Annotated in this window: 19 protein-coding genes; 10 read left to right on the top strand and 9 right to left on the bottom strand. The window is 73.2% G+C overall.

What is annotated here, in order from left to right:
- The first annotated feature begins 32 nt into the window (after positions 1-32).
- Entirely contained in the window at positions 33-815 is a 783-nt protein-coding gene (locus AB0O82_RS05275) for a TIGR04222 domain-containing membrane protein (RefSeq protein ID WP_363580396.1), read from the top strand.
- Between the two features lie 51 nt (positions 816-866).
- Here AB0O82_RS05275 and hemQ read toward each other — a convergent pair whose 3' ends face one another.
- Genes hemQ through AB0O82_RS05260 form a run of 3 tightly spaced genes read right to left on the bottom strand, consistent with a single transcriptional unit; the run spans position 867 to position 3,629 of the window.
- Entirely contained in the window at positions 867-1,592 is a 726-nt protein-coding gene (hemQ, locus tag AB0O82_RS05270; RefSeq protein ID WP_363580394.1) for a hydrogen peroxide-dependent heme synthase, read from the bottom strand.
- On the bottom strand, positions 1,589-3,022 hold the full coding sequence (hemG, locus tag AB0O82_RS05265; RefSeq protein ID WP_363580392.1) for a protoporphyrinogen oxidase: 1,434 nt from the start codon (positions 3,020-3,022) through the stop codon (positions 1,589-1,591). The genes hemQ and hemG overlap by 4 nt, the downstream gene beginning before the upstream one ends.
- Positions 3,023-3,056: 34 nt before the next feature.
- Complete coding sequence (locus tag AB0O82_RS05260) at positions 3,057-3,629, bottom strand: Uma2 family endonuclease (RefSeq protein ID WP_363580390.1); 573 nt, start codon at positions 3,627-3,629, stop codon at positions 3,057-3,059.
- 55 nt (positions 3,630-3,684) lie between these two features.
- Between AB0O82_RS05260 and AB0O82_RS05255 the strand changes: the two genes are divergently transcribed.
- Together AB0O82_RS05255 and AB0O82_RS05250 are read left to right on the top strand one after the other, a co-directional pair.
- A complete protein-coding gene (locus AB0O82_RS05255) occupies positions 3,685-4,137 on the top strand; it encodes a DUF523 domain-containing protein (protein ID WP_363580388.1) in 453 nt (150 codons plus the stop codon).
- A gap of 88 nt (positions 4,138-4,225) precedes the next feature.
- Entirely contained in the window at positions 4,226-5,197 is a 972-nt protein-coding gene (locus AB0O82_RS05250) for a DUF4349 domain-containing protein (RefSeq protein WP_363580386.1), read from the top strand.
- A gap of 56 nt (positions 5,198-5,253) precedes the next feature.
- Here the strand turns inward: AB0O82_RS05250 and hemE are convergent, their stop codons facing one another.
- Complete coding sequence (hemE, locus tag AB0O82_RS05245; RefSeq protein ID WP_244293679.1) at positions 5,254-6,267, bottom strand: uroporphyrinogen decarboxylase; 1,014 nt, start codon at positions 6,265-6,267, stop codon at positions 5,254-5,256.
- A gap of 236 nt (positions 6,268-6,503) precedes the next feature.
- Between hemE and AB0O82_RS05240 the strand changes: the two genes are divergently transcribed.
- The 5 genes from AB0O82_RS05240 to AB0O82_RS05220 all read left to right on the top strand — a co-directional run bounded on the left by AB0O82_RS05240 (position 6,504) and on the right by AB0O82_RS05220 (position 13,244).
- Positions 6,504-7,166 carry a DUF3000 domain-containing protein gene (locus tag AB0O82_RS05240; RefSeq protein WP_363368843.1) on the top strand — a complete coding sequence of 221 codons (663 nt, stop codon included), beginning with the start codon at positions 6,504-6,506 and terminating at the stop codon, positions 7,164-7,166.
- A 320-nt stretch (positions 7,167-7,486) separates the two neighbouring features.
- Positions 7,487-8,221 (top strand): response regulator transcription factor, encoded by a 735-nt coding sequence (locus tag AB0O82_RS05235; RefSeq protein WP_063349472.1) that lies wholly within the window; start codon positions 7,487-7,489, stop codon positions 8,219-8,221.
- A 163-nt stretch (positions 8,222-8,384) separates the two neighbouring features.
- Positions 8,385-9,629 (top strand): HRDC domain-containing protein, encoded by a 1,245-nt coding sequence (locus tag AB0O82_RS05230; RefSeq protein WP_363580384.1) that lies wholly within the window; start codon positions 8,385-8,387, stop codon positions 9,627-9,629.
- A 238-nt stretch (positions 9,630-9,867) separates the two neighbouring features.
- Complete coding sequence (locus AB0O82_RS05225; RefSeq protein ID WP_363580382.1) at positions 9,868-11,112, top strand: acetyl-CoA C-acyltransferase; 1,245 nt, start codon at positions 9,868-9,870, stop codon at positions 11,110-11,112.
- A gap of 2 nt (positions 11,113-11,114) precedes the next feature.
- A complete protein-coding gene (locus AB0O82_RS05220) occupies positions 11,115-13,244 on the top strand; it encodes a 3-hydroxyacyl-CoA dehydrogenase NAD-binding domain-containing protein (RefSeq protein ID WP_363580380.1) in 2,130 nt (709 codons plus the stop codon).
- Positions 13,245-13,325: 81 nt separating this feature from the next.
- On the opposite strand, the gene AB0O82_RS05215 is transcribed toward AB0O82_RS05220, so the two are convergent.
- The 3 genes from AB0O82_RS05215 to AB0O82_RS05205 form a co-directional block, all read right to left on the bottom strand.
- Positions 13,326-14,855: a glycosyltransferase family 39 protein gene (locus AB0O82_RS05215; protein ID WP_363580378.1), complete on the bottom strand. Its 1,530-nt coding sequence runs from the start codon at positions 14,853-14,855 to the stop codon at positions 13,326-13,328.
- A 137-nt stretch (positions 14,856-14,992) separates the two neighbouring features.
- On the bottom strand, positions 14,993-16,900 hold the full coding sequence (dxs, locus tag AB0O82_RS05210) for a 1-deoxy-D-xylulose-5-phosphate synthase (protein WP_363580376.1): 1,908 nt from the start codon (positions 16,898-16,900) through the stop codon (positions 14,993-14,995).
- Between the two features lie 245 nt (positions 16,901-17,145).
- Positions 17,146-18,324 carry an ROK family transcriptional regulator gene (locus AB0O82_RS05205; RefSeq protein ID WP_063349467.1) on the bottom strand — a complete coding sequence of 393 codons (1,179 nt, stop codon included), beginning with the start codon at positions 18,322-18,324 and terminating at the stop codon, positions 17,146-17,148.
- Between the two features lie 418 nt (positions 18,325-18,742).
- Between AB0O82_RS05205 and AB0O82_RS05200 the strand changes: the two genes are divergently transcribed.
- A complete protein-coding gene (locus AB0O82_RS05200; protein WP_363580374.1) occupies positions 18,743-20,461 on the top strand; it encodes a PQQ-binding-like beta-propeller repeat protein in 1,719 nt (572 codons plus the stop codon).
- A gap of 165 nt (positions 20,462-20,626) precedes the next feature.
- Positions 20,627-23,209 carry an aminopeptidase N gene (pepN, locus tag AB0O82_RS05195; RefSeq protein ID WP_363580372.1) on the top strand — a complete coding sequence of 861 codons (2,583 nt, stop codon included), beginning with the start codon at positions 20,627-20,629 and terminating at the stop codon, positions 23,207-23,209.
- Between the two features lie 183 nt (positions 23,210-23,392).
- Here the strand turns inward: pepN and AB0O82_RS05190 are convergent, their stop codons facing one another.
- On the bottom strand, positions 23,393-23,626 hold the full coding sequence (locus AB0O82_RS05190; protein ID WP_363580370.1) for a hypothetical protein: 234 nt from the start codon (positions 23,624-23,626) through the stop codon (positions 23,393-23,395).
- 106 nt (positions 23,627-23,732) lie between these two features.
- Positions 23,733-25,826 (bottom strand): 4-alpha-glucanotransferase, encoded by a 2,094-nt coding sequence (gene malQ, locus AB0O82_RS05185; protein ID WP_363580663.1) that lies wholly within the window; start codon positions 25,824-25,826, stop codon positions 23,733-23,735.
- Between the last annotated feature and the right edge of the window lie 415 nt (positions 25,827-26,241).

The following is a 26,241-nucleotide window of genomic DNA, read 5'->3' as shown; positions in this document are numbered from 1 at the left end:
CCGCGCCATCGGCCCAGGCATACAACAAGCCCATGTGGTTGCTGTTCCTGATACCGGCGTGCGTCGCGGCGGTCCTCTCGTGTCTCCGGCTCGTCCGGACGACCGCCACCGCCGACGCCCTGGCCGAGGCGGACGGCCTGCGCCCGCCCGAGGCCGTCGGGATCGGGCTGTACGAGACGGCCTACCTGGCCGGCGGCCCGGACCGGGTGGTCGAACTCGCCCTCGTCCTGATGGCCGGCCGGGGCCGGCTGCACCTGGCGCACACCGGCTGGACCACGGTGGTCGACCCCCGGGGCCGCAGCCGCCTGGAGCGCGCGGTCATCGTCACCGTCGGCCCCGACGGCCAGTGCCGCACCGACGGGCTACGCCGGGCGATGGCCGAGCACCCGACCGTCCTGGAGATCGGCGCCCGGCTCTCGCTGGCCGGCCTGGCCACCCCGGCCCTGGTCCAGCGCAGCACCGTCCTGGTGGTCCGGCAGGTGCGGCACGCACTGCTGCTGACGCTCCTCCTGCTGGCCGCCGCGCTGACCCTCACCGGCTTCACCGGCGGTGACACCGTCGCCCCGCTCGCCTGGTTCTCGCTGCCGCTGGTGCTCACCTCGGGCACCCTGCTGATGGCCCGGGTCGACGTCTACCCCTACACCCGCTGGGCGTCCCCGGTCGGCCAGGAGGTGCTGCGCGAGGTCCGCCCGGCCCGCCAGCACGGCCTCGCGGACGACGAGGAGCGCGAACTGCTCACCGCCGTCGCCATGAACGGCCCCGCCGTCCTCCCCGACCCCCGCCTGCGCGCCGCCCTCCGCCCCCACCGGACGTGACACGCAAACGGGGCCCGCCGAAGCGGACCCCGTTCACCGATCCCGCGGAACTCAGGCCAGGCCGTTGAGCAGCTCGCTGACCGGCTTGCGGCGGCCGGTGAAGAACGGCACCTCCTCGCGGACGTGCAGCCGGGCCCGGGAGGGGCGCAGGTCGCGCATCAGGTCGACGATGCGGTGCAGCTCGTCCGCCTCGAAGGCGAGCAGCCACTCGTAGTCGCCGAGCGCGAACGAGGCCACCGTGTTGGCCCGCACGTCCGGGTAGCCGCGGGCCATCTGGCCGTGCTCGGCGAGCATCGCGCGCCGCTCGGCGTCCGGCAGCAGGTACCACTCGTAGGAGCGGACGAACGGGTACACGCAGACGTAGTCGCGCGCGCGCTCGTCGGCGAGGAACGCCGGGATGTGCGACTTGTTGAACTCGGCGGGGCGGTGCAGCGCCATGTTGGACCAGACCGGCTCCAGCTGACGGCCCAGACCGGTGCGGCGGAAGCGGTTGTACGCCTCCTGCAGGTCGTCCGAGTCCTCGGCGTGCCACCAGACCATGAGGTCGGCGTCCGCGCGCAGACCGGACACGTCGTACGTGCCGCGCACCGTCACGTCCTTCGCGGCCAGCTGGGCGAACAGCTCGTCCACCTCGGCGGCCAGCGCCGTCCGGTCCTCGGGCAGCGTGCCCTTGAGCTTGAACACCGACCACATGGTGTAGCGGATGACCTGGTTCAGGTCGCGCGCCTTCTTCTTCTCGGGCTGCTGCTCCGGCTGCCGCTCAACGGTCTCAGTCATGCGCCCATTGTCCTCTCCGTGGAACCTTCCCCGGTTGCCGGGGTCAACAGTTTGTCGAGGGCGGCCACCGCGGCGGCCGCCGAGCCGATGCAGGCCGGAATGCCGACCCCGTCGTACGCGGCGCCGCACAGCGCCAGTCCCCCCACCCCGGCCGCCGCCGCCCGGACCCGGGCCACCCGGTCCAGGTGGCCCACCGGGTACTGCGGCAGGCCCGCCCGGAAGCGCGAGACGGCGGTGTCGTACGGCCGGGCGGTCAGGCCGATCGCCTCCCGGAGGTCCGCCAGCGACCGGGCCACCAGCTCCTCGTCCGGCAGCTCCAGTGCCTCCTCCTCGCGGTAGCGGCCCAGCGAGGTGCGCAGCAGGAACGCGTCCGGGGCGGAACGTTCCAGCCAGCCCCACTTGTTGGAGGAGAAGGTCGACGCCTTGATCCGCCGCCCGTCCACCGGCGGCACCAGGAACCCGCTGTCGGCCGGCAGCTCCGCCAGGTCGGCCCGGCGGAACGCCAGGGTCACCAGCGCCATGCCCGCGTACTCGACGGCGTCCAGCTCGGCGGCCGCCGCCGGCGCGTCCGCGCGCAGCAGCCGGGCCGCGGCCGGCGCCGGGACGGCCAGCACCACGGCGTCCGCGTGCAGCACCTCGCCGTCGCCGGTCACCACCCGCCAGCCCCCGGGGGTGCGGTGCAGCCCGTCCACCGGCGTACCGGTGCGCAGGTCCACGCCCGCCTTCCGGCAGGCGGCAGCGACGGCCTCCGGCAGGGTGCCGAGCCCGCCGCGCAGGCCCTGGAACACCGGTGTGCCGACCACCTTCGGCCGCGAGGCCAGCTCGTGCACCCCGTCGACCAGCGAGCCGCCGCCCCGCGCGATCGCCAGCAGCTGCGGCACGGCGGCGCGCAGCGAGATCTCCTCGGCCCGCCCGGCGTAGACGCCGCCCAGCAGCGGCTCGACCAGCCGGTCCACCACCTCCTGGCCCAGCCGGTCGGCGACGTAGCGGCCGATCGCCACGTCGTCCCCGACCTCGGTGGCGCCCTCGTGCCTGGCCCGCTCCAGCCCCGCGGCGGTGAGCACTCCGGAGGCCGCCAGCGCGTCCAGGTCGCCCGGGACGCCCATCACCTGCCCGCCCGGCAGCGGGCGCAGTGCGCCCCGCGTCCAGATCGAGGCCTTCGCGGTGGTCGGCGGCTCCAACTCCTCGCCCAGCCCGACCGCCCGTGCCAGCTCCACCGCCTCCGGCCGCCGCGCGAGCATCGACTCGGCCCCCAGGTCCACCCGGACCCCGCCGACCTCGCCGCCCCGCAGCTTCCCGCCGACCCGCTCAGACGCCTCCAGCAACGTCACCCGCGCCCGCACCGGCCCCCCGGCGGCCCCGCTCAGAAAGGCGGCCGCAGCCAGCCCCGCGATCCCACCACCGACGACGACGACCTGTGCATCCGACATGCCTCGCAGTCTCGCAGGTCTTTACACCGGGCCCTCAATCCGCCAGCGCGTTCAGGTCGATCATGATCGGGAACGGCACCGGGCGCTCCAACGACTCCCGGAAGATCCCGGCGGGCACGTACGCCGAGGTCGCCTGGTCCAGCTCGTAGACGTGTACGGCTGGCCGACCGCCCTCTTCCTCCTCGACGATCCAGTAGTGCGGGATCCCTGCCTCGGCATACTTGCGGACCTTGACGAAACGGTCACGGTCTACGGACTCAGGCGAGACGACCTCGATGACGAGCAGGACTTCATCAGGAGTGAACTGCGTGCGCTTTCTCTCGAAATTGGCCTTGACGACGAGAACGTCCGGCTCGGGACGGTTCCGCCTGTCGAGCTTGATCGACATCTCCCGCCCGACCCTGACCCCTTCCGGGACCTGGGGAATCAGCGCCATCTTCAGGTTGTCGACAACTTCACCGTGCCACCAGCGCTGCGGAGACATCACGAAGACCAGTGCCCCATCGATCAGTTCGGTGTGGCGCGGCGCCTGCGGCAGGTGGTCGAGGTCATCGGCAAACCAGCCCTCGTCTCTGGGCGCGTACATCCAGTCCGGCAGCTCGCTCATGCTCCCAAGATAGCGAGTTCCGAGGCCCTGCGAGCCGCTGCCTAGGCTGTGTGCTATGGAACCGATCGTGGTGAGTGCGTGTCTGGCCGGGGTGCCGTGCCGGTACGACGGGCGGGCGAAGGCCTCGCCGGACGTGGTGGGGCTGGTCGAGGCGGGGCGGGCGGTGGTGGTGTGCCCGGAGGGGGCCGGCGGGCTGCCGACCCCGCGCCCTGCGGCGGAGATCGTCGGCGGGGACGGGGCGGACGTGCTGGACGGGCGGGCCCGGGTGGTGGACGCGACGGGCGCGGACTGTACGGCGGAGTTCGTGGCCGGGGCCCGGGCGGCGCTGGCGGCGGCCGACGCCGCGGGGGCGCGGCGGGCGGTGCTGATGGCGCGCAGCCCGTCCTGCGGCTGCGGGCGGGTGTACGACGGGACGTTCACCGGGGAGCTGCGCCCCGGGGACGGGGTGACGGCGGCGCTGCTGCGGCGGGCGGGCGTCGAGGTTGTCCGGTCCGCTGCCGAGCTGTGATCGAGTCGCGACCTCCCGGCGGGGTCCGCTCGGGGCGTTCCTTCGTCCAATGGGCAGATCTCACAGCGGACTTGGGGAGGGCTTCGGAATGGGGAGACGGGCAGGAGCGGGGGCGCTGGCGGTAGCGACCGCGGGCGTGCTGCTGGTCGGGGCGTGCAGCGCCGGCGGTGCGGGCCGGGCGGGGGAGGCGGCGAAGGCGGACGCCGTCGCCCCGGCGGCACCGGCGGCACCGGCGGCCGCGCCGAGCGTCGCCGGGACGGCTCCGGCGGCGGGGGCGAGTGCCCAGCCGGTCGCGGACAACCGGCTGATCGCGTACACCGCGCAGTTGACGCTGCGGACCGGGGACGTCGCCCAGGTGCTGGCGAAGGCCCGGGAGTTGACGGCGGCCGCGGGTGGCTACGTCGGCGCCGAGTCGGTCTCCGGCGCGGTGGAGGGCGGGCCGGGGAGCACGGCGGGGGGCGAGGCGGGCGGCCAGCTGACGCTGAGGATCCCCTCCGCCGCCTACCAGCAGACGCTGGACCAGCTGGCCGCGCTGGGCCAGGTGGTGTCCCGCAGGAGCCAGGCGGACGATCTGACCCAGCAGGTCGCGGACGTGGCGAGCCGGGTGCAGACCCAGCAGGCGAGCGTGGAGCGGGTGCGGGCGCTGATGGGGCAGGCGAAGTCGCTGAGCGAGGTGACCACGCTGGAGGCCGAGTTGAGCCGCCGGGAGGCCGACCTGGAGTCGCTCCAGAAGCAGCAGAAGGAGCTGGCCGGCAAGACCTCGCTCTCGACCGTCACGCTGGACGTGCGCCGTGCGGCCGCCTCGCCGACGCCCACCCCGGCACCGCCGAAGGGCGGCGGCGAGGGCTTCGGGGCGTCGGTCGGCTCCGCGCTGGGCGGCGGCTGGCACGTGCTGGTGGCGATCGTGCGCGCCCTGGCGGTGGGGCTCGCGGCGGTGGCGCCGTTCCTGCTGGTGCTGGGCGTCCCGGCGGCGCTGGTGTACCGGCTGCGGCGCCGGCGCCGCCCGGCGACCGCGCTGCCCCCGGAGTCCGGCCCGCGGGAAGGGCCCGCGGAGGACTGAGCGAGGACTGAGCACGGCGTGCCCCCGCCCGGTCGGGAGGGGGCACGCCGCCGGGGTCAGCGGGCGCTGGCCTCGTGGACGAAGGCGACGAGGCGGGAGAGGGCGTCCGGGTCCATGGACGGCAGGACGCCGTGGCCGAGGTTGAAGATGTGGCCGCTGGTGCCGAGGGCCTGGGCGGCGTGCAGCACCTCGCGGGCCTTGGTCTCGACGACCTTGGTGGGGGCGAACAGCACGGCCGGGTCGAGGTTGCCCTGGAGGCCCTTGCCGGGGCCGACGCGCTCGGCCGCGACGTTCAGCGGCACCCGCCAGTCGACGCCGACGATGTCCGCGCCGGCCTGGCCCATCAGGCCGAGGAGTTCGCCGGTGCCGACGCCGAAGTGGATCCGCGGCACGCCGTAGGAGGCGACGGCGTCGAAGACCTTGGTGCTGGACGGCATGACCGAGCGGCGGTAGTCGTCGGGGGCCAGCGAGCCGACCCAGGAGTCGAAGAGCTGGACGGCCGAGGCGCCGGCCTCGATCTGCACCTTCAGGAAGGTGGAGGTGATGTCGGCGAGCCGGTCGACCAGGGCGGCCCACAGCTCGGGCTGGCCGTACATCATGGCCTTGGTGTGCTCGTGGTTCTTGGACGGGCCGCCCTCGACCAGGTAGCTGGCCAGCGTGTAGGGGGCGCCGGCGAAGCCGATCAGCGGGGTCTCGCCGAGTTCGTCCACCAGCAGGCCGACGGCCTCGGTGATGTAGGGGACGTCGTCGGGCTCCAGCGGGCGCAGCCGCTTGAGGTCCTCGGCGGTGCGGATCGGGTCGGCGATGACCGGGCCGACGTTGGGCTTGATCTCGACGTCGATGCCGACGGCCTTGAGCGGCACCACGATGTCGCTGAAGAAGATCGCCGCGTCCACCTTGTGCCGGCGGACCGGCTGGAGGGTGATCTCCTTGACCAGCTCGGGCCGCATGCAGGACTCCAGCATGGGGATGCCCTCGCGGACCTTCAGGTACTCGGGCAGCGAGCGGCCGGCCTGGCGCATGAACCACACCGGGGTGTGCGGCACGGGCTCGTGCCGGCAGGCGCGCAGGAACGCGGAGTCGTGCGCGGCGCCGCGGCGCGCGGGGGTGGGCCTGCCGTCGGGGGTGGCCGCCGTGGTGTCTGCCGTAGTCTCGCTCACGGTCCAAATCTTCGCATGCGCCTCGGGGCGCTCCTCCCGGCCGGTCTCGTCGGTTCCTCCAAGATCTGGCCGGGTTTGCCGTTCCGGCACGCCGCTCGGACGGAAGTTGCGGCCTTAACCGCGGTTTTCGACCTAGTCTTCGGGTCATGGCAGCGGTCGGCGGGCACCCCGCGCAGGGTGGCGGAGCAGGTGGCGGAACAGGTCGGGAGGGGGCTCCGAGCGAGTTCCGGGCCGCCGTGGAGGCCCTCGACGGAGCACGTCTGCGGCCCGAGATCCAGCTCTCCCCCGCGCCGGCCCCGCGCCGGCTGGCCCCGTACGCGTTCGCGGTGACCGCCTCGGTGGAGGTGGACGGCGAGGAACTGGCGGACGGCCGGCTGGTGCTGCTGTACGACCCGGCCGGGCAGGAGGCCTGGAACGGGGAGTTCCGGGTGGTGACGATGACCCGGGCGGAGCTGGAGCCGGAGATGGCCGGCGACCCGATGCTCTCGGAGGTCGGCTGGGCCTGGCTGCTGGACTCGCTGCAGGCGCACGGGGCCGGGTACGCGGAGCCGTCCGGCACGGTGAGCCACTGCGCCTCGCAGTACTTCGGCGGGCTGGCGGACCGCCCGTCCTCGACCGAGATCGAGATCCGGGCCTCCTGGACGCCGGCCGACGGCCGGTTCGAGCGGCACCTGGCGGCCTGGGGGGACCTGCTGTGCATCAGCGCCGGCCTGCCGCCGGCCGCGCCGGCCCCGCAGGCGCCGGCCGATGTGCCGTCACTCGGTGGGGTGGTCCCGATGCCCGCGCGGCGGCGTCCTCGTTCGCACTGAGGAGTGGCGCACCGGGCCGGGCGGCCCCGACCGCCCCGATGCCACCCCCAGGGCTGACGGAGTGTGACTTCGAACCCGCTCTGGGTCAATTAACCGGTTGAAACCGACCGATCAGCACCAGATCTGATCGATTTTGTGCGAATTCAGGACGGGTCGTATCACTCATATGCGCGATTTGTCCGTATTGTTACTCACTAGATCGTGATCTTTCGCTAAAGCCGGGCACGGTAGCTGCCGAAGCAGACTGTGACCCTTTCCGAACGCGGAACACTCCGACCGCCCCCTCGGGGTTCCGTCCGCCACTCCCCGCAGGAGGCCTGGTGTCGGTCCTTCTTGAGCACCCCGCAAACGTGGTCGCCTACCGGCCGACCAAGCCCACCGCCATGGTGGTCATCGCCGATCCCCGTGTCCGAAACACCGTCACCCGCCACCTGTGGGCGCTCGGCGTCCGGGACGTGATCGAGGTGTCCTCGATCGCCGAGGCCCGCCCCCGGGTCTCCACTCCGCGCGACATCTGCGTCGCCGACGTACACCTGCCGGACGGCTCCGGCCTGACCATCCTGGCCGAGACCCGCGCCGCGGGCTGGCCCAACGGCCTGGCCCTGTCCGCCGCCGACGACATCGGCGCCGTCCGCAGCGCGCTGGCCGGCGGCGTCAAGGGATACGTCGTCACGGGCACCCGCACCAACGTGGCGATGCCCGGCCGCCCGGGTCTGCCGCTCGGCGCCGCCGGGCTGGCCGGGCGGATGCGCCGCCCCGGCATGCCGGGCATGCCGGGCGCCGTGGGTGCGCCGGGCGCCCACGGAACCCACGGAGCCCCCGGTGCGCCCGGTGCGCCGGGCACACAGCAGTCCGCCTACCGCGAGCTGTCGGGCCGTGAGGTCGAGGTGCTGCGGCTGGTCGCCGAAGGACAGTCGAACAAGGCGATCGGGGTGGCGATGGGCCTGTCCGCGCTCACCGTCAAGAGCCACCTCGCCCGGATCGCCCGCAAGCTGGGCACCGGCGACCGCGCCGGGATGGTCGCGGTCGCGCTGCGCACCGGCATCATCCACTGAGTCCTCGGACGGACCCGCCACGGCGGTCGAGGAGGAACGTTTCCTCCTCGGCCGCCGTAGCCGTGCCCCTCGGCCACCGCCCGGGCCCCGTGGCATAGTCACGGACCCGGTCTGACCAGTCCGACAACACTCCCGGCCGCGAGGACCGTCGTACCCTTGGTGGGTGACCGACGCCGTAGCAGCCATCCCAGAAGAAGCAGCCCCGGTCCCGCTCCTCGAACCGAAGGAGGGGATCCCGCCCGTCGTGGCGGACGAGCAGGCGCTGGCCGCCACCGTCGCCGCCTTCGCCGGGGGCACCGGACCGGTCGCCGTCGACGCCGAGCGGGCCTCCGGCTACCGCTACGGGCAGCGCGCGTACCTCATTCAGCTGCGCCGTGCGGGCGCCGGCAGTGCGCTGATCGACCCGATCGCCTGCCCCGACCTCAGCGGCCTGGGCGACGCCCTCGCCGACACCGAATGGGTGGTGCACGCGGCCACCCAGGACCTGCCCTGCCTGGCCGAGGTCGGCATGAGACCCCGGCAGCTGTTCGACACCGAGCTGGCCGGGCGGATCGCCGGCTTCGCCCGGGTCGGCCTCGGGCCGATGACCGAGAGCGTGCTCGGGCTGAGCCTGGCCAAGGAGCACTCCGCGGTCGACTGGTCCACCCGCCCGCTGCCCGAGCCGTGGCTGCGCTACGCCGCTCTGGACGTCGAGGTGCTGGTCGAGCTGCGCGACGCACTCGAACAGGAGCTGGACGCCCAGGGCAAGCTCGGCTGGGCCCTGGAGGAGTTCGCGGCGATCGCCGCCGCACCGCGCCCGGCTCCGCGCACCGACCCGTGGCGCCGCACCTCGCAGCTGCACAAGGTCCGCCGGCGCCGCCAGCTGGCCGTGGTGCGCGAGCTGTGGCTGGCCCGGGACCGGCTGGCGCAGGAGCGCGACGTCTCGCCGGGCCGGGTGCTCTCGGACGCCGCGATCGTCAACGCCGCACTGGCCATGCCGCTGAACATCGCCGCGCTGCAGGGCGTCCAGGGCTTCGGGCCGCGGGTGCACCGGCGCCAGCTGGAGCAGTGGCTGGCGGCCGTCCAGCGGGGCCGGGAGGTCCCGGAGAACCAGCTGCCGCCGGCCTCCGCGCCGCACGACGGGCCGCCGCCGCCGCGGGCCTGGGCCGAGAAGGACCCGGTGGCCGCCGCCCGGCTGTCCGGGGCGCGCGCCGCGGTCGCGGACCTCGCCGAGCGGCACAACCTGCCGGCCGAGAACCTGATCACCCCGGACCTGGTGCGCCGGGTCTCCTGGGAGCCGCCGGCCGATCCGGCCGCCGCGGGCGTGGCCGCCGCGCTGCGCCGGCTCGGCGCCCGGCAGTGGCAGGTCGACCTGGTGGCGCCGGTGGTGGCCGCCGCGTTCGCCGAGGCCGCGGCCGCCCAGGACTGACCTGGAGCGCGTCCGGAGGGGGTGCCGTCCTCGTGACGACACCCCCTTCGGCGTATTCGGGGTCCGTCTTTCGAACTCCGCCGGTCGGACGTGTCGCGGGACACACGGGGTGAACCCTCCGTGAGGCCTGGGCAGGTTGGTTACCGACCGGTAGCATGACGGTGAAGCGGCGCCGCTCGGGTCTTCACCGGCGGCAGCCTGCCCACCTCAAATGTTGGTCCCTGGGAGGAGAGCCCCCGTGCCTCGTACCGTGAGGGACGTCGTCTTCGTCGATGGCGTCCGCACCCCGTTCGGCAAGGCCGGCCCGAAGGGCATCTACCACGAGACGCGCGCCGACGACCTGGTCGTCAAGTGCATCCGGGAGCTCGTGCGCCGTAACCCGAACCTGCCCGTCGAGCGCATCGACGAGGTCGCCATCGCGGCCACCACGCAGATCGGCGACCAGGGTCTGACCATCGGGCGCACCGCCGCCCTGCTGTCCGGCCTGCCCAAGTCCGTCCCCGGCTACTCGATCGACCGCATGTGCGCCGGTGCGCTCACGGCCGTGACCGCCACCGCCGGCGGCATCGCCTTCGGCGCGTACGACGTGGTCGTGGCCGGCGGCGTCGAGCACATGGGCCGCCACCCGATGGGCGAGGGCGTCGACCCGAACCCGCGCTTCGTCTCCGAGAAGCTGGTCGACGAGTCCGCCCTGTTCATGGGCATGACGGCGGAGAACCTGCACGACCGGTTCCCGCACCTGACCAAGGAGCGCTGCGACGCCTACGCCGTGCGCTCGCAGGAGAAGGCCGCCAAGGCGTACGCCAACGGCGACATCCAGCCCGACCTGGTACCGATCTCGATCCGCAACACCAACCCCGAGGTCGGCGAGACCGGCTGGGGCCTGGCCACCGTGGACGAGCCGATGCGCCCGGGCACCACGATGGAGAGCCTGGCCGGTCTGAAGACCCCCTTCCGCCCGCACGGCAACATCACCGCGGGCAACTCGGCCGGCCTCAACGACGGCGCCACCGCCTCGCTGCTGGCCGCCGAGGACGTCGCCGAGGAGCTCGGCCTCCCGGTCAAGATGCGCCTGGTCTCCTACGCCTTCGCGGGCGTGGAGCCCGAGGTCATGGGCATCGGCCCGGTGCCGGCCACCGAGAAGGCGCTGGCCAAGGCCGGTCTGACCATCGACGACATCCAGGCCTTCGAGGTCAACGAGGCCTTCGCCGTCCAGGTGCTGTCCTTCCTCGACCACTACGGCATCGCGGACGACGACGAGCGGGTCAACCCGTACGGCGGCGCGATCGCCTTCGGCCACCCGCTGGCCTCCTCCGGCGTGCGCCTGATGAACCAGCTGGCCCGCCGCTTCGAGCAGCGCCCGGACGTCCGCTACGGCCTCACCACGATGTGCATCGGCTTCGGCATGGGCGGGACCGTCATCTGGGAGAACCCGCACTGGAGCGGAGCGGAAAAGTCGTCCGAGCTCGAGGGTGGTAAGTGAACATGACGAGCACCACTGAGCTGCTGCAGCACGGCGCCGAGCTGTTCCCCGGCGAGGTCGTCACGACCGCGCACGTGCGCCACCTGGACCTGCCGCTGCAGGCCGGCAAGCTGGCCCTGATCACCCTGGACAACGGCTTCGACCACACCAAGCCGACCACCTTCGGCCCGGGCTCGCTGCTGAAGCTGTCCACCGCGCTGGACCAGGTCGAGGCCGAGGCCGCCGAGGGCAAGGTCGTCGCCGTCGCCGTCACCGGCAAGCCGTTCATCTTCGCGGTCGGCGCCGACCTCAAGGGCGTCGAGCTGCTCAAGGAGCACGCGGACGCGCTGGCCATCGGCAAGGGCGGCCACGAGGTCTTCAAGCGGATCGCCGCGCTGCCCGTCCCCTCCTTCGCCTTCTACAACGGCGCGGCGATGGGCGGCGGCGTCGAGGTCGGCCTGCACGCCACCTACCGCACGGTCAGCGCGGGCGTCCCGGCGTTCTCGCTGCCGGAGGTCTTCCTGGGCCTCGTCCCCGGCTGGGGCGGCTGCACCCTGCTGCCGAACCTGATCGGCCCCTCGAAGGCGATCAAGGTCATCATCGAGAACTCGATGAACCAGAACAAGCAGCTCAAGGGCAAGGACGTGTTCGAGCTGGGGATCGCCGACGCGATCTTCGAGCCGGCCGACTTCCTGGAGCAGTCGCTGCTGTGGGCCGCCAAGGTCCTCAAGGGCGACGTCGTCGTCGAGCGCGAGGAGATCGACCGCGGCAAGGCCTGGGACGACGCCGTCGCCTGGGGCCGCCTGGTCGCCGACGCCAAGGTGCACGGCGCCGCGCCGGCCGCCTACAAGGCGCTGGACATCATCCAGCAGGTCAAGGACTCCGACCTCCAGGCCGGCTTCGACGCCGAGGACGCGGCCCTGGCCGACCTCATCATGAGCGGCGAGCTGCGCAGCGGCATCTACGCCTTCAACCTGGTGCAGCGCCGGGCGAAGCGCCCGGTCGGCGCGCCGGACAAGTCGCTGGCCCGCCCGGTCAGCAAGGTCGGCGTCGTCGGCGCCGGTCTGATGGCCTCGCAGCTGGCGCTGCTGTTCGCCCGCCGTCTGGAGGTGCCGGTGGTCCTCACCGACATCGACCAGGAGCGCGTCGACAAGGGCGTCGGCTACGTCCACGCCGAGATCGACAAGCTGCTCGGCAAGGGCCGGATCGGCCAGGACAAGGCCAACCGTCTCAAGGGCCTGGTCAGCGGCTCGCTCGACAAGGCCGCCGCCTTCGGCGACGCGGACTTCGTGATCGAGGCCGTGTTCGAGGAGATGGGCGTCAAGCAGACCGTCTTCGCGGACCTGGAGAACGTGGTCTCGCCGACCTGCGTGCTGGCGACCAACACCTCCTCGCTGTCGGTCACCGAGATGGCCTCGAAGCTGAAGCACCCCGAGCGGGTCGTCGGCTTCCACTTCTTCAACCCGGTCGCGATCCTGCCGCTGCTGGAGATCGTCCGCGGCGAGCAGACCGACGACGCCTCGCTGGCCACCGCCTTCGGCGTCTCGAAGAAGCTGAAGAAGACCTCGGTGCTGGTCAAGGACGCCCCGGCGTTCGTGGTGAACCGGATCCTGACCCGCTTCATGGGCGAGATCCAGACCATCATCGACGAGGGCACCCCGATCGCCACCGTCGAGAAGGGCGTCGAGCCGCTCGGCCTGCCGATGTCCCCGATCGTGCTGCTGGAGCTGGTCGGCCCGGCCATCGCGCTGCACGTCTCGGAGACCCTGCACGGCGCGTTCCCGGAGCGGTTCGCCGTCTCCGAGAACCTCGGCAAGGTGGTCAAGGCCGGCAAGCGCGGCTTCTACACCTGGGTGGACGGCAAGCAGGTCCTCGACCCCGAGGTGCTGGAGCTGCTGACCTTCGGCGACACCGTGCTGACCGAGGAGCAGGTCCTGGACCGCGCCCTGGAGGCCGTGGCCCAGGAGATCGGCCTGATGCTGGAGGAGGGTGTCGTCGCCGAGGCGCAGGACATCGACCTCTGCATGATCACCGGCGCCGGCTGGCCCTTCCACCTGGGCGGGATCACTCCGTACCTGGACCGTGAGGGCGTCTCGGAGCGGGTGAACGGCAAGCACTTCCTCGCCCCCGGCGTGGCCTCGGTGCCCGCGTAACGCGTAGCGCCCCCTCACCCGCACACGCCGGAGCCCCGGTGACCTGGACGGTCACCGGGGCTCCGGCGTGTGCGGGGGTGGTCAGCTCTTCTTGAGGCGGTAGACCACGGTGTCGGCGAAGACGCCGACCATCTCGTAGTGGGTGTCCAGCAGGTTCTCGATCCGCGGGACCAGCACCGGCTGGTACGGGGCGATGCCGGAGTCGTCCACCACGACCTCGGGCAGGTTGTCGGCGAGCTCCTTGTCGAAGGTCTGCCAGGCGTTGCTGACGCTGAACTGCTCGCCCACGTTGGCGTTGCCGTCCTTGCCGCCGCTGTAGTTGGTCAGGAAGCCGGCGGTCAGGTAGCGGGTGGCGGGCTTGCGGTCGGCCAGCCAGTACAGCTCGGGGTGCATGCCCCAGACCAGGACGGTGTCCTTGGGGGTGGTCTGGGCGGCGACCGCGGTGGCGACCTCGGTGGTGCGGTCGAGCCGCTCCCCCGGCCAGGCCAGGGCCAGCGCCCAGAAGACCGTCGAGGCGACCGTGGTGTACACCAGGACGGGCTTCCAGCGGACCGCCGAGGTGGCCACCGCCCCGGTGCCCAGCAGCACCAGCGGGGGGATCAGCTGTAGGTAGTAGTGGCCGAAGAAGTGGAAGCCCACGCTGACCGCGACGACCGAGGAGGCCAGCCAGACCCACAGGTCGCCGGTGGAGCCGTGCTCCTCCCCGGCGACGGGCAGCGGCCGGTGGCGGTGCTTGAGCCAGAGCCGGCGCCCGACCGGGAGCAGGAAGCCCAGCCCGGCCGCGACCAGGATGGCCGAGTTGCCGAGCGCGCGGCCGATCATCTGGAGCCAGGCGCCGCCGAAGGAGGCGTAGTCCCCGCTGCCGGTGACCACCCAGAACAGGAAGCCCTTGGGCTTGGTCAGGATGACCGCGACCAGCGCTATCGGCAGGATGAAGCCGAAGCCGATCTTGAACAGGGCGGGCGGCCAGCGCACCCCGCGCCGGCGGGCGTCCTGGAACAGCATCCAGAGCACGGGCAGCAGCACCGCGCCGCCGGTCTGCTTGGTCAGCGAGCAGAGCGCCACCGCGATGCCCGCGGCCAGCCAGCGGCGGCGCTCGGCGTACCGGAACGCGGCCACCATGGCGGGCAGCATGAAGACCTCGAAGGTCGCCGCCTGGGTGTCCTCCGGGGAGAGCCCGATGGAGACCAGCAGGTAGAGCAGCCCCGCACCGGCCCCGGCCCGGTTGCCCCAGCGGCCGCGGGCGATGGACGCCAGCAGGATCGCGGTGACCAGGTGGGCGCCCACCGCCAGGGTGCGCAGCGGCCACAGCGAGGCGGAGCCGAAGATCGTGAAGCAGGCCTGGTAGAGCCAGGGGAGCAACGGCGGCTTGCGGTCCACCACGGTGTCGTACAGCACTCCGCCGTCGGCCAGCATCCGGGCCTGGGTGGCCAGGAACCCCTCGTCGGGGCTCCAGACGGGCCGGGCGAAGGACGGGATGTGGGTGAGCAGTGCGACCAGCGCGAGCACCGGCACCAGCCTCGTCCAGTACCCGGTCTGCACATGGGTACGGACGCGCTCGGGCAGGCGCTCGGCCATTCCGGCGAAGCGGAAGCGGGTGGGGGTGGGCACGGATGACAACCTACCGGGCGGGATCGGCGCGGGCGGCGCCGGTCCCGCCTTTCGGTGCGATTGTCAGCTTGTTTCGTGACGAACTGTTACGGAGTTACGACGAACGGTCGTCGGTGGAACGCGTTCCGGGCCCGTTCTCAGGCCTCGACCCGAGCCGCGTCCAGGCCGGCGACCAGGGCCGTCACCTTTCGGGCGATGTCCGGGGCGTTCAGGCCGATCTCGGCCAGGATCTCGTTCCGGCTCGCGTGGTCCAGGAACTCCTGCGGAATCCCGAAGTCGCGCACCGGCAGATCCACGTCCGCGTCGCGCAGCGCCTGCGCCACGGCGGCGCCGACACCGCCCACCCGGCCGTTGTCCTCGATCGTGACGACCACCCGGTGCTCGGCCGCCAGGCCCGGCAGGGCGGCGTCCACCGGCTTGACCCAGCGCGGGTCCACCACGGTGGCGGTGATGCCCTGGGCGGCCAGCAGGTCCGCGACCTCCAGGCTGGTGGCGGCCATCGCGCCGACCGAGACGACCAGCACGTCCGCGCGGTGCGTGCCGCCCGGCTCCTCGGCGGCGCGCAGCACGTCCATGCCGCCGATCCGGCCGACCGCCGGGACGGCCGGGCCGACGGTGCCCTTGGAGTAGCGGACCACGGTCGGGGCGTCCTTGACCTCGACGGCCTCGCGCAGCTGGGCGCGGACCTGGTCGGCGTCGCGCGGGGCGGCCAGCCGCAGGGTCGGGACGATCTGCAGCATCGACATGTCCCACATGCCGTTGTGCGAGGCGCCGTCGTCGCCGGTGACGCCGGCCCGGTCGAGCACGAAGGTGACGCCCAGCCTGTGCAGGGCGACGTCCATCAGGACCTGGTCGAAGGCCCGGTTCAGGAAGGTCGCGTAGACCGCGAAGACCGGGTGGAGCCCGTTGGTGGCCAGGCCGGCGGCGCTGGTGACGGCGTGCTGCTCGGCGATGCCGACGTCGAAGATGCGGTCCGGGAAGGCCTCGGCGAAGGGCGCGAGGCCGACCGGGTGGAGCATGGCGGCGGTGATGCCGACGATGTCGTCCCGCTCGTGGCCGAGCGCGACCATCTCCTCGGCGAAGACCGAGGTCCAGCTCCGGCCGCCGGCGTTCTTGATCGGCAGGCCGGTCTCCGGGTGGATCTTGCCGACCGCGTGGAAGCGGTCCTCGTCGTTGTTCTCCGCGGCGTGGTAGCCGCGGCCCTTCTCGGTGAGGCAGTGCACGATCACCGGGCCGCCGAAGCCGCGCGCCTTGGTCAGCGCGGACTCCAGGGCGGTCAGGTCGTGGCCGTCGATCGGGCCGATGTACTTGAGGCCGAGGTCCTCGAACATGCCCTGCGGGGCGATGAAGTCCTTGAGGCCCTTCTTGGCGCCGTGCAGCGTCTCGAACAGCTGCTGGCCGACCACCGGGGTGCGCTGCAGCGCGTCCTTGCCCCAGGAGAGGAAGCGCTCGTAGCCCTGGGTGGTGCGCAGGGTGGCGAGGTGGTTGGCCAGGCCGCCGATGGTCGGCGAGTAGGAGCGCTCGTTGTCGTTGACGACGATGACCAGCGGGCGGTCCTTGGCGTCGGCGATGTTGTTGAGCGCCTCCCAGGCCATGCCGCCGGTGAGCGCGCCGTCGCCGATGACCGCGACGACCGGGTCCGGCTTGCCGAGGATCTTGTTGGCCTTGGCCAGGCCGTCGGCGTAGGAGAGCACGGTGGAGGCGTGCGAGTTCTCGATCACGTCGTGCTCGGACTCGGCGCGGGACGGGTAGCCGGACAGGCCGCCCTTCATCCGCAGCATCGAGAAGTCCTGGCGGCCGGTGAGCAGCTTGTGGACGTAGCTCTGGTGGCCGGTGTCGAAGAGGATGCGGTCGCGCGGCGAGTCGAAGACCCGGTGCAGCGCGATGGTGAGCTCCACCACGCCGAGGTTGGGGCCGAGGTGGCCGCCCGTCTTGGCGACCTCGGTCACCAGGAAGGTCCGGATCTCCTGGGCCAGTGCGGCCAGCTGTCCCGGCGTGAGCCGGTCGAGATCACGCGGTCCCCGAATGCGGGTCAGCAGGGCCACCCGTTCCTCCTCGTTCAGTGTTCGCGGACCGCGGGCGGTCCGACGGGCGTCGCTGCCCGGTCTGGCGGCGGGCCGGCGGTCGCGGCCGGTGCCGACCGGTCGAGTCTAATGTCCGCTTGCCGGACACCGAGCGGCGCGCCCGGTGCCACCGACCCGTTACCGCCATTCCCGGAGGTCGGCCCGGGGGTCGCGCGTCACCCTGGATTGACGAATGGACGTTCGGGAAAGATCCGGGCCGCAGCGGCTCAGCCCCGCCCCAGCGCCCCGGACTCCCCCATCTCGCTCATCACCAGGGCCAGCGCGCCGAGCACCTCGGCCCGGCCGCCCAGCGTGCCGGGGACCACCGAGAGCTGGCGGGCGGCGCTCGGGATGGCGTAGCGGGCCACCGAGTCGCGGATCGGGGAGAGCACCAGCTCACCGGCCTCGGCGAGGTCGCCGCCGAGGATCACCCGGCGCGGGTTGAGCAGGTTGCACAGGGTGGCGACGCCGGTGCCGATCTGCCGGCCGGCGTCGGCGATCACCCGGCGGCAGCCGAGGTCACCCTGATGGGCCAGCTCGACCACCCGGGGCAGGGTGAGGTCCGGGCCGAGGGTCGGGGTCAGCAGGGAGAGCAGGTAGCGGGAGCCCACGAAGGTCTCCAGGCAGCCGCGGTTGCCGCAGCGGCAGACCGGCCCGGCCTCGTCCAGGGTGATGTGCCCGATCTCACCGGCGGTGCCGCCCGGCCCACGGTAGATCTGGCCGTTGACCACCAGTCCGGCGCCGACCCCGCTGGCGACCTTGATGTACGCGAGGTCGCTCAGCCCCCGCCCGGCCCCCCAGACCAGTTCGCCGAGCGCGCCCAGGTTGGCGTCGTTGTCCACGTGCACCGGCATGCCGAGCCGTTCGGCCAGCTCCCGGCCCGGGGCGATGCCCGTCCAGCCGGGCAGGATCGCGGTGGAGCCCAGCGCGCCGGTCTCCACGTCGATCGGGCCGGGCACGCCGAGGCCGACGCCGATCACCTTCTCCGGGCGGAACCCGGCCTGCCGGAGCAGCCGTTCCACCATCGCCTCGGCCCGGTCGAAGCCCTGCGCGGCGGAGACGTCCACGTCGATCGGGGCGCTCTCCTCGGCGAGCACCCGGTGCGCGAGGTTGCCGACCGCGACCCGCAGGTGGGTGTGGCCGAAGTCGATGCCCACCACGATGCCCGCGTCCCCGCTGAGCGAGACGCTGCGCGCCCGCCGGCCGCCGGAGGAGGTGTCGGCGACCACGACGGTGCCGCTCTCCTTCAACTCCCGCACGATGTTGGAGACGGTGGCCGCGGACAGACCGGTGCCGCGGGCGATCTCGGCCTGGGTCAGCGAGCCGGCCGTCCGCACCGCGCGCAGCACCCGCTCCAGGTTCGCCCGGTGCAAGGACGACTGCGAGCCCGGTGTGTCCGTCGACATGATCCACCCTCCCAGGGCGGGGACCCCTCCGCCGGGACGTCCCCTTCAACTCCTGAAGGGTAGGGCCTGTGCCGCGGATCGGCGCTGATCGGGCCGGGACGGGGCGACGGGGACCGGCGGCGGGCCCGGGAGCGGCGGGGGAAAGTGGCGGGGGGAGGTGGCGGGGGAGCGGACGGAAACGGGCCGACGGAGTCCTGGGTTCGACCGAAAAACACCCACCACTAGCATGGTGCCCTATCTCACGCGTCCCCCCGGACCGCGGGGCGGTATCGGCAGGGGGGCGCTTCCAGGAATGACGGGGAATCAGATGGCAGGGGATCACCCTACGCCGGGGGCAGGCGCAGTGCCGGGCAGCGGCCCGCAGGACAATCGGGGCGTCTCGTTCGGGCGCCCGCCCGGCGGCGTGGATCCGGCCGCCGTGGCGGACCAGGTGACACAGCTCGACGGCGCGGCGATCCCGGGCCCGGCCTCGCCCGCCGGGCCGCCGCCGGCCCAGCCGCCGGCTCCGCCCGCGCAGCCGCCCGCCGCCGGTGCCGGTGCCGGTGCCGGTGCCGGCTACCAGCCGTACGCGCCGACCGCGGCCGCCTTCCCCGGCCAGGCTCCGCCGCCGCCGGCCGGGGCGCCGGTCGGCCCGTACGACCCGATGCCCGGTGGCGCCTACGGCGCGCCGGACGGCGGGCAGGCCTACGGCGCCGGCTACGGATACCCGCAGCAGCAGCCCGGGTACTACCCGGGCGCGCCGCTGCCCCCCGCGCCCAAGCAGCGCAACCCCGTGATGCTGTGGGGCGGGATCATCGGCGGCGTCCTGGCGATCGCCATCGTCGCCGGGCTGGTCGTGCTCCTCAAGGGCAACGACCCCGACCCCACGCCGAACGCCAGCTCCGGCGGCACCACCACGTCCGGTGGCGCCACTTCCGGAGGCACCGTCACCAACGCCCCGACCGCCGACAGCACCAGCGGCAGCACCACCGGTGGCAACACCGGCGGGGCCGGCTACAACATCGCCTGGAACGCCCCCAAGGCCGCCAACGCGGACAGCGGCTCGCAGCTGCTCGGCATCTGGGGCAGCGACAAGGTCGCGGTGCGCGCCGACAGCACCGGCATCCGGGCGTTCAACACCTCCGACGGCAAGGAGGCCTGGAACATCCCGGTCCCGGCCGGCAGCAAGGAGGTGTGCACCGCCTCCTACTCGGCCAACTCGAAGAACATCGCCGCCGTCTCCTTCAACACCGGTGACAGCGACTGCTCCACCATCGGCGCCGTCGACGTCAGCCAGGGCAAGCTGCTCTGGAGCGTCAAGGTCTCCACCGACCGGATGTCCTCGCCGACGCTCAGCGTCACCGACAAGGTGGTCGCCATCGGCGGCAACGTGGTCGGCGGCCTGAACATCGACAACGGCTCGGCCGCCTGGCAGTTCCAGCCGCGCGACAAGGACTGCAGCCTCTACGGCCGCGCGGCCGGCAGCCAGATCGCGGTCAGCGACCGCTGCTACGGCGGCTCCGGCCCGAAGTCGCAGCTGGTCATCGTGGACGCCGACAGCGGCAAGGCCGCCAGCACGCCGATCACCCTCACCGGCAGCATCGAGCGGATCGACAAGGTCGTCCAGGACCAGCCGCTGGTGCTGCTGATGAGCAGCGGCCCCAACGGCGACTACATCCTGCCGTTCGACAAGAGCAACAAGCCCGGCAACCAGATGTCGGTCAAGGAGCCCGGCGCGGACAGCCTGCGGCTGTCCGGCCAGTCCGACGCCTACAGCCAGAACGTGGTCAGCGGCACCACCCTGTACGCCCAGATCACCGGCGCCAAGTCGGCCGTCAACGCGTACGACCTGACCACCGGCAAGCGGATCTGGTCCGCCGCCAGCGCCACGTCCAACCAGGACATCCGGCTGGTGTCCGGCACCGACAAGGACGGCAAGGTCCGCGCCATCGTCAGCCAGGGCTACAACAAGCCCGCCCGGCTGGTGACGCTCTCGCCGGCCGACGGCTCGATGACCGACCTCGGCACCATGGCCATGCCCAACGGCCTGGACATCGGGATGAGCATGTCCGAGTACGTCCTCTCCAGCGACGGCAGCGCCGTGTACGCCTTCCGCCGCGGCAGCTCCGACGCACCGCTGACCAAGTGGAAGAAGTGACGGCGGGGGGCTGAGCACCCCTCGGACACGAGCCCTCGCGGCTCGTCCTGGCGGGGCGGGAACGGGCGATCTGTCCGGACCCGCCCCGCCTGCGATTTTTCCGGGAGCCCGTCCGTTGGGTCATGGGAGGATTCGCCCCATCAGCCTGACGAAGGAGTGCAGCGAGTGCCCGGCACCAACCTGACCCGCGAGGAGGCCCGCACCCGGGCCGACCTCCTCCACGTGGACGCGTACGACATCGAGCTCGACCTGAGTTCGGCCCGCGAAGGAGGCACCTTCCGGTCCACCACCGTGGTCCGGTTCACGGCCACGACCCCCGGCGCGGACACGTTCATCGACCTCGTCGCGCCGAGCGTCGAGGAGATCACCCTCAACGGCGCGCCGCTCGACCCGGAGAGCTTCGCCGACAGCCGGATCCCGCTGCCGAACCTGGCCGCCGAGAACGAGCTGCGCGTCGTCGCCAACTGCGCCTACACCAATACCGGTGAGGGCCTGCACCGGTTCGTCGACCCGGTCGACGGCGAGACCTACCTGTACACCCAGTTCGAGGTGCCGGACGCCCGCCGCGTCTTCGCCTCCTTCGAACAGCCCGACCTGAAGGCCGCGTTCGCGTTCACCGTGACCGCCCCCACCGGCTGGGTCGTGGTCTCCAACTCGCCCACCCCGACCCCGGTCGGCGAGGGCGCCTCGCAGGTCTGGACGTTCGAGCCCACCGGCCGGATCTCCACCTACATCACCGCGCTCGTCGCCGGCCCGTACGTCGGCGTCTTCGACACCTACGAGAACGGCGCGCAGAAGGTGCCGCTGGGCGTCTACTGCCGCCCCTCGCTGCGCGAGTTCCTGGACGCCGAGGACATCTTCGCCGTCACCAAGCAGGGCTTCGACTACTTCCAGGAGAAGTTCGACTTCCCCTACCCGTTCGCCAAGTACGACCAGCTGTTCGTCCCGGAGTTCAACGCCGGCGCGATGGAGAACGCGGGCGCCGTCACCCTGCGCGACCAGTACGTGTTCCGCTCCAAGGTCACCGACGCCGCCTACGAGGCCCGCGCGGCGACGATCCTGCACGAGCTCGCCCACATGTGGTTCGGCGACCTCGTCACCATGGAGTGGTGGAACGACCTCTGGCTCAACGAGTCCTTCGCCACCTTCGCCGAGGCCGTCTGCCAGGCCGAGGCCCCCGGCTCCAAGTGGCCGCACTCCTGGACCACGTTCGCCAACCAGATGAAGACCTGGGCCTACCGGCAGGACCAACTGCCCTCCACCCACCCGATCATGGCGGACATCAACGACCTGGAGGACGTCCAGGTCAACTTCGACGGCATCACCTACGCCAAGGGCGCCTCGGTGCTCAAGCAGCTGGTGGCGTACGTCGGCCAGGACGCTTTCTTCCAGGGCGTGCAGGCCTACTTCAAGCGCCACGCCTGGGGCAACACCCGGCTCACCGACCTGCTCGGGGCCCTGGAGGAGGCCAGCGGCCGCGACCTGCGGACCTGGTCCCAGGCCTGGCTGGAGACCGCCGGCATCAACGTGCTGCGGCCCGCCATCACGCTGAACACCGACGGCGAGATCGAGTCCTTCGCCGTCCTCCAGGAGGCCCCCGCGCTGCCCACCGGCGCCAAGGGCGAGGCCGTGCTGCGCCCGCACCGCATCGCCATCGGCCTGTACGAGCTCGCCGACGGCGCGCTGGTGCGCACCGACCGGATCGAGCTCGACGTCGACGGCCCGCGCACCGAGGTGCCCGAGCTCGTCGGCCGGCACCGCCCGGCCGTCGTGCTGCTCAACGACGACGACCTCTCGTACGCCAAGATCCGGCTCGACGAGGACTCGATGGCCGTCGTCACCGAGCACCTCGGCGGCTTCACCGAGTCGCTGCCGCGCGCCCTGTGCTGGGCCTCCGCCTGGGACATGACCCGCGACGGCGAACTCGCCGCCCGCGACTACCTGGCGCTCGCCCTCTCCGGCATCGGGCGGGAGAGCGACATCGGCGTCGTGCAGTCCGTGCAGCGCCAGGTCCGGCTCGCCCTCGACGCCTACACCGACCCCGACTGGCGCGAGCAGGGCCTCGCCCAGTGGGCCGCCGCCGCCGAGGAGCACCTGCGCGCCGCCGAGCCCGGCAGCGACCACCAGCTCTCCTGGGCCCGCACCCTCGCCTCCGTCGCCCGCACCGACGGGCAGCTCGGCCTGCTCGCCGGCCTGCTCGACGGCACCGCCGAGATCAAGGGCCTCGCCGTCGACACCGAGCTGCGCTGGACCCTGCTCACCCGGCTCTGCGCCACCGGGCGCGCCGACGAGGCCGCCGTGACGGCCGAGCTGGCCCGCGACAACACCGCGGCCGGCCAGGAGCACGCCGCCACCTGCCGCGCCGCCCGGCCCACCGCCGAGGCCAAGGCCGAGGCCTGGACCGCCGTCGTCGAGTCGGACACCCTCACCAACTACGTCCAGGAAGCGACCATCGCGGGCTTCCAGCAGTCCGACCAGCAGGAGCTGCTCGCGCCGTACGCGGCCAAGTACTTCGCCGCCGTCAAGGAGGTCTGGGAGACCCGCAGCCACGAGATCTCGCAGCAGATCATCGGCGGGCTGTACCCGGCGCTGCAGGTCACGCAGGCCACCGTGGACGCGACCGACGCGTGGCTGGCCGAGGCCGAGCCGGCCCCGGCGCTGCGGCGCCAGGTCGTCGAGGCCCGGGCCGGGATCGAGCGCGCGCTCAAGGCCCAGGCGGTCGACCGGGCGGCGGGCGCCGGCCGCTGACCTGCTGAGCTGTTGAGGCGCCCGTCGGGGCCCCGGTCGGGGTTCCGGTGGGCGCCTTCGGGGTCGCGGTGGGCGCCGTCGGGCGCCGTCGGGCGCCGTCAAGGTGCGCTGGAAACGCCTGAAGGGGCACCGGAGATCTCCGGTGCCCCTTCAGGGTCGTGCAGGTCCTGGTGGACGCGGTGGTTACTTCTTCTTGCCCTTGCCCTTGCCGTACGGCAGGCCCGCGAGGGCGGCGATGATCACGAAGGCGGCGATCGGGATCAGCACGTACAGGCCGATGGTCTGGCCAACGCTCAGGCCAGGACCCGGGTCGTCGCCGTCGTCCCTGGTGAAGGCCATGGCGGGCGACGACAGCAGCATCATCAGCGTGACCGTTGCGGAGACCGCGCCGGCTCGCAAAGCGTTCCTCTTGTCCACGTTTCCAACTTACCCGCCGCTTATGACCCCCCGCGCGTCGGGGTCGGCCTTCCGGAAGGGGGCCGTCCGCGGTGCCGGGGTCAGGCGGCGGGGCCGCACGGCGGGGTCAGACGGCGGGGTGGGCGCCGGGCGGGGCCAGCAGGTGGGCGAGCAGGCGGGCGGCCGGGGTGGCGGCCAGCCGGTCGAGGGTGACCGGGTCGCCGGCCCCGTCGGCGACCGGCAGGCGCCAGTTCGGGTACTGGTCCCAGGTGCCGGGCAGGTTCTGCGGGCGCGGATCGCCGACCAGATCCGGCAGCCAGACGCCGACCAGCTCCGCCGGGGTCGCGCGCAGGAAGCGGTACAGCACCGGCATCGACAGCGGCTCGCCCGGCGCGAGCAGCCCCCGCGCGGTCAGCTCGGCCCGCCAGTCCGCCAGCTCGGCCACCGCCTCCTCCTGCTCCTCGCCCAGCGGACGGGCCAGCAGCCCGAGCCGGTGCCGCAGCTCGACGTGCTCGCCGGAGAGCCGGGCGGCGGTGCTCGGCAGGTCGTGGGTGGTGAGGGTGGCCAGGCAGCCCGGGCGCCAGCGGTCCGGGGCGAGGATCTCCCCCGCCCCCTGCCAGTCCCGCTCGAACCAGAGCACGGAGGTGCCGAGGATCCCGCGCGCCGCCAGCTCCTCCCGGACGCCCGGCTCCACCGTGCCCAGGTCCTCGCCGATCACCGCCGTCCCGGCCCGGTGCGCCTCCAGGGCCAGCACGCCGAGCATCGCCTCGGCGTCGTAGCGGACGTACGCGCCCTCGGTCGGCGGGTGGCCGTCCGGCACCCACCAGAGCCGGAACAGGCCCATCACGTGGTCGATCCGGACCGCGCCCGCGTGCCGGGCCGCCGTGCGCAGCAGCTCCGCGTACGGGGTGTAGCCGGCCGCCGCCAGCGCGTCCGGGCGCCAGGGCGGCAGGCCCCAGTCCTGGCCGTGGGCGTTGAAGGCGTCCGGCGGGGCGCCGACGGAGATGCCGCCGGCCAGCACGTCCTGGAGCGCCCAGGCGTCCGCGCCGTCCGGGTGGACGCCGACGGCCAGGTCGTGGATCAGGCCGACCGGCATGCCGGCCTGCCGGGCCGCGCGCTGGGCCTCCGCGAGCTGCTGGTCGACCTGCCAGGCGAGCCAGCGGTGGAACTCGACCCGGTCGGCGAGCTCCCGGGAGGCGTGCCCCACCTGTGGGCCGTCCGGGTGACGCAGCCCCTTCGGCCAACCGTGCCAGTCGGCGCCGTGCGCCTCGGCGAGCGCGTTCCACAGCGCGTGCCGGCGCAGCCAGTCGCCCTCGCGGCGCTGGTAGGCCTCGTACGCGGCCTGGCGGCCGGGGCCGCGCGGCACCTCGTGCAGCAGTTCCAGCGCCTCGCGCTTGAGCGCCCAGACGGCGTCCCGGTCGATCAGGCCGTCGTGCCCCAGCACCTCGTCGCGCAGCCGGGCGGCCCGGCGGCCCAGCTCCTCCGCCTCGGCGCGCTGGTCGCCCGTCAGGTAGGCGTACTCGGGGACGGCCTCGACCCGCAGGTGCACCGGATCGGCGAAGCGGCGGGAGGAGGGGCGGTAGGGGGACGGGTCGGTGGGGGCGGCGGGGGCGGCGGGCAGCGCCTGGTGCAGCGGGTTGATCTGGACGAAGCCCGCGCCGAGGCCGGCGCCCGCCCACTGGGCCAGCTCGGCGAGGTCGCCGAGGTCGCCCATGCCCCAGGAGCGGTCGGACAGGACGGAGTACAGCTGGGCGAGGAAGCCCCAGCTGTAGCCGGGCAGCGGGGGGAGCTTCTCCGGTGCGACGATCAGCGCCGCCTGGGCCTTGCCCTCGCCGCACTCCGCCCTGAGCACGTGCCGCCCGAGCGGCAGGTCCGGCGGCAGCCAGTGCGAGTGGCCGCGCGGCAGCTCCCACACCCCGCCGTCCTCCAGCTCCACGTGCAGCCGCGCGTCGGCCGGCACGTCCAGCGCCGTCCGCCGCCCTTGACGGACCACCACGCAGGGCGGCAGCAACCGGGCCTGCTGCGCGGCCCGGTGACGATCCAGCGCCTCGCGCGCCTGCTCCGGCGTCCCCGCCGCCACCCCCAGGGCCGCCAGCACCGCGACCAGCGTTCGCGCCCCCACGGCCACACCCCCCGGCCCGGGGTACCGGGTGTCCACCCCGTACGCCTGCGCCAGCGCCACCAGTTCGGGCGGTGGCGGCGGCGCGTCCTGCGTCGGCACCCTCAGCCCGTCGGCTCCGTCACGGTCGAGATAAGCGGCCACTCGCGGCTCCTGCGATGTCTCGGCAACGCCTGGTCAGGACGACCACAGTCCTACCCGGGTGACGGCCCGACGACGCTGCGCGACACGACCGCGCGGGTGGATCGGCCTGCCGGCCGGTGGCTGCCGCGGCCCCGGACCGAATTCTCGAACCGGGGCAGACCAGGCATAGCGGGCGGTCGCGTTGACACCGGGTTGGGTAGCTGGTGGGGTTGCGGCGATGTGGTCCAGGCCTGGCGAGGAGGCTCCTGTGGAAGCCCGAGTGTCCGTTGTGGCCGGGCGGCGGCTGCGGCAGCGGTTGGAGCGGAGTGCGGCGTTGCGGGAGGTGCTGTACCACCCGGCGGCGCTGGCGGCGCGGCGGGCCACAGCGCGGACG

This window comes from Kitasatospora sp. NPDC088264, assembly GCF_040685715.1.
Lineage (GTDB): Bacteria > Actinomycetota > Actinomycetes > Streptomycetales > Streptomycetaceae > Kitasatospora.
This window is presented reverse-complemented; position numbering and strand designations above follow the sequence as displayed.